At 47.7% G+C, this 3,930-nt stretch carries 5 protein-coding genes; 1 reads left to right on the top strand and 4 read right to left on the bottom strand.

Annotation, left to right across the window (positions count from 1 at the left end; genetic code table 11):
• Positions 1–400: arylesterase (locus VK958_RS06620; RefSeq protein WP_325240018.1), on the top strand; the 400-nt coding region annotated here is incomplete at its 5' end.
• 11 nt (positions 401–411) lie between these two features.
• On the opposite strand, the gene VK958_RS06625 is transcribed toward VK958_RS06620, so the two are convergent.
• From VK958_RS06625 to recQ, 4 genes are all read right to left on the bottom strand, one after another.
• Entirely contained in the window at positions 412–1,239 is an 828-nt protein-coding gene (locus VK958_RS06625; protein ID WP_325240020.1) for a competence protein CoiA, read from the bottom strand.
• Positions 1,240–1,342: 103 nt separating this feature from the next.
• Positions 1,343–1,762 carry a type II toxin-antitoxin system VapC family toxin gene (locus VK958_RS06630; protein WP_325240021.1) on the bottom strand — a complete coding sequence of 140 codons (420 nt, stop codon included), beginning with the start codon at positions 1,760–1,762 and terminating at the stop codon, positions 1,343–1,345.
• 2 nt (positions 1,763–1,764) lie between these two features.
• Positions 1,765–2,013: an AbrB/MazE/SpoVT family DNA-binding domain-containing protein gene (locus VK958_RS06635; protein WP_325240022.1), complete on the bottom strand. Its 249-nt coding sequence runs from the start codon at positions 2,011–2,013 to the stop codon at positions 1,765–1,767.
• A 90-nt stretch (positions 2,014–2,103) separates the two neighbouring features.
• Positions 2,104–3,930, bottom strand: a 1,827-nt coding sequence (recQ, locus tag VK958_RS06640; protein ID WP_325240023.1) for a DNA helicase RecQ, incomplete at its 5' end; no start/stop codon positions are given.

The raw sequence follows: 3,930 nt of genomic DNA on the forward strand, positions 1-3,930 counted from the left end.
ACCTGCGGCACTCAAGCAGTTTAAACCCAGTATCGTCGTGATAGAACTAGGCGCCAACGACGGCCTGCGCGCTTTGCCGCTGGATGCAATGAAAACCAATTTGGAAAAAATGATTCAAGCCAGCCAGCAAGCCAATGCGCAAGTGGTTTTATTGGGCATGTTTATTCCGCCGAATTATGGCCCGAAATACACCAATGGCTTTAAGGCGGTTTACCTGGATTTGTCGGAGAAATACAAAACACCATTTGTGCCATTTTTCCTCGATGGGATTAGTGGGCATAGTGATCTGGTGCTGGAAGATGGGCTGCACCCGAATGTGAATGCTCAGCGCAAGATATTGGAGAATGTTTGGCCGACTTTGAAGCCGTTACTAATTAATAGTAATTCAACTCGACAGTGAACAATAACCTCTCAGGTAAAGGGGTAAAAATTCGTAGCAATCTTCAGTGCATGATCCTCAACCATAACATCATGAACAAATTTTTTCTTTGAAATTAATCGGACACATTTAAGACCTGACTCATCATATTGCTCAAGCTTCACCAGATACTCATTACTAAAGTCAATGTAAACAGGGCATTTTGCCTCTAACCAAGTAACTCTAGGTTTTACCCAATCAAACTGATGATATCCGTTATACAACTCATTAACCTCATCTTCAATTTCATTAATACCGTGAATCCAACCACAATTTAAAGTCGCTTTGGTCACTAAAGGGTTTTCTTCAAGAGCTTCAGAGAGTCGGAAAAATAACCCTCTATTTGCCCCATGCATATGTCGCTTAGCTTTACTCCAAACTAAGTCTTTTGCTAGTTCAGATTTAGGGTCAGGTAGCATGTGATAAATATCAAAGTTCCCGCCGAAAACTCTTCCATCAACGACCCACACCAAGTTTTGATAAAACTCTTCGCGAGCCACTCTTTCGCAATCAGATATCGCAGAGTGCTGAACTTCAATGACAATTCCTGTTGGTGTTTTAATATCTGCTCTATGAATCTCACCATTTTCTGCAGTATGGCAAACTTCCCTGCAATCAATTGGAAATTTGCTCTTCCATTCTCGATGCCAAGGAGTTTCATTTTCCCACCATGGATCACAATCCCTAATGCGATAATGTGCCCAGTGATGCATAATGCGCGGCCCACACTTTGCAATTGATACAGCACCACATAAAGGACAAGTCCCGCGTCCACCAGGAAATGCCTCCACTTTTTGGTTATTTACAAGGGCAAGTTGCATAGCGATAAAGAGTTTGCTAACTCTATGGTTTTATACCCTTTTAGACTCCAGTAGGGGTCAGGTCTAGTTATTTAGCAAGTCTTTGCCACAAGGTCTTGCAAAATCACATTACTTCGCAAACAAAACCCAGTGCTTGCGCCGCTTTAGCCTGATGATTATCCAGCGTAACAAATGCATTTATTCCGGCACCTAGTGCCACACTTAGATGCAGCGCATCACCCGCACGCAAGTTGGAATTGGTATGAACCAATGCACCAGCCTGACTGTAAACTTCACGGTTGAGGGATAAAAGTTTAATACCACCGTTAATGAGGGTTTCAAATGTTTGCAATATGGCTGAAACCTGTTCTGCCTGTAACTGCCCGGTGCGCAGCTTGAGGGAAATGGCGCTATTAAACTCGGTAATTAACCAATCACTGCTTTGTGGTGGCTGTTTCTGATTTTTAAGCCAGTCAATGCAAACTGCAGATTTTGGCTCATGTGTGAGCATGGCAACGATGACACTGGTATCGACATAGCACATGGCTAATAACGCTCTTGATTACGCATGATTTCTATGACTGAAGTTGTTTTTGGTAGCGTTTCCTGTAGCGCCAGTAAATCTTGAATGAACTCAGTTTTATCAAAAGGTTTTTTGGGAGCCAACACTAACTCCCCTTGAGGATTTAAGCTGACTTCTACACTATCACCATCTTGAATTTGCATTTGTTTGGCGATACTAGAAGGTAAGCGAACTGCGAGACTGTTTCCCCATTTTGCAATTTGTAATTCCATGATTCACCCCAAACAATGTTTATCCATGTATATACATTAAAACGATCATTTAAAGGTGTCAAGCTTTACGTAAAACTTAGAGAACAGTGTTTAGGTCATTTCTTCCAACACCTGCAAAAACTCATCTCCATACTTTTGCAATTTTGCCTGCCCTATGCCACTGATCTGCCCCATTTCATCCAGGGTCTGCGGCTTACGGTTGTAAATTTCTAGCAAGGTACTATCATGAAAAATCACATACGGTGGTACGCCCTGCTCCCTTGCCAGTTCCAGCCGCTTGGCTTTGAGTGCTTGCCAGAGCGGGTCATCGTTCGCACCTTCAAATGCTTCTTTGGCGCGGGCGCTGCGTTCAGCTTTGCTTATGCGTTTTTCGGGTTCGGGGTCGCGACGTAGCCATACTTCTTGCTCGCCTTTTAATACTGGTCTGGCGGCTTCAGTGAGTTTCAAGCCGCCGTAGGCAGCCATATCTGCTTCCAGTAACCCCGCAGCGATCAGTTGACGATAGACGCCGCTCCACTGGTTTTGATTGAGGGTTTTACCTATGCCAAAGGTGCTGACTTTATCGTGATTAAAACGCTCGATTTGCGGGGTGACTTTACCTGTGAGTACATCGATTAAATGGCCTACCCCAAAACGCTGGCCGGTGCGGTAAACACAGGAAAGTGCCATTTGCGCGACCTGGGTGGCTTGCCAGGTCTCGACCGGGTGCAGGCAGTTATCGCATTGTTCGCAAGCGCCGGGATGGCTTTCACCGAAGTAGCGCAGAATGCTCTGGTGGCGGCAGGCAGTGGATTCGCAGTAGCCGAGCAAGGCGTCCAGCTTTAAGCGTTCCAGTCGTTTGCGTTCTTCAGAGGCTTCGCCGCTATCGAGCATTTGCCGCATGGAGACGACATCGCCCATGCCGTAGACCATCCAGGCATTTGCTTGCAGGCCATCGCGCCCGGCGCGACCGGTTTCCTGGTAGTAGCCTTCCATGCTTTTGGGTAAATCTAAATGCGCGACAAAGCGGACGTTGGGTTTATCGATGCCCATGCCAAACGCAATGGTTGCTACCATGATGATGCCTTCTTCACGCAGGAAACGGCGCTGGTGCACTTCACGTAATTGGGCGGGTAAACCGGCGTGATAGGGCAACGCAGACCAGCCTTTTTCGACCAGCCAGGCGGCGGTTTCTTCGACTTTTTTGCGCGATAAACAATAGATAATGCCAGCATCGTTGGCGTGTTCACGCTCCAAAAATGCCTGCAATTGCTGGCGGGCATTATTTTTGATGCCGACGTGATAGCGGATATTCGGGCGGTCAAAACTGGAAACAAACTGGCGAGCGTTTTCGAGGTTGAGCTGGCTGATGATTTCGGCACGGGTCGGGGCATCTGCGGTGGCGGTGAGCGCGATACGCGGCACATCGGGGAAGCGGTTGTGCAATACAGTGAGCTGCCGGTATTCTGGCCGGAAATCATGGCCCCATTGCGAGACGCAATGTGCTTCGTCAATCGCAAACAGGGCGAGGCCTGTATGCTGCTGTACTTCATCAAGCAGGCTTAAAAAGCTACCGACCATCAGGCGCTCGGGAGCGACATAGAGTAACTTGATTTCTCCACTAATGACTTCGCGGGTGATGCGGGCATTGTCTTCAGCGCTGAGGCTGGAATTCAAAAAGGCGGCATTGACACCCAATTGCTGCAAGGCTTCCACCTGGTCTTGCATCAACGCAATGAGCGGCGAGACAACAATTGCCAGGCCGTCACGTGCCAAAGCAGGAATCTGGTAACAAAGGGATTTACCACCGCCGGTAGGCATCAGCACCAGCGCATCCTGCCCGCTGATCACATGGTCTACGATGGCTTGTTGCTGGTGGCGAAACTGGGTGTAACCGAAAACGTCGTGGAGGATTTGTTGCGGTGAGGGGTTTGCCAT

The sequence above is a fragment of the Methylophilus sp. genome, from assembly GCF_035460085.1.
Lineage (GTDB): Bacteria > Pseudomonadota > Gammaproteobacteria > Burkholderiales > Methylophilaceae > Methylophilus.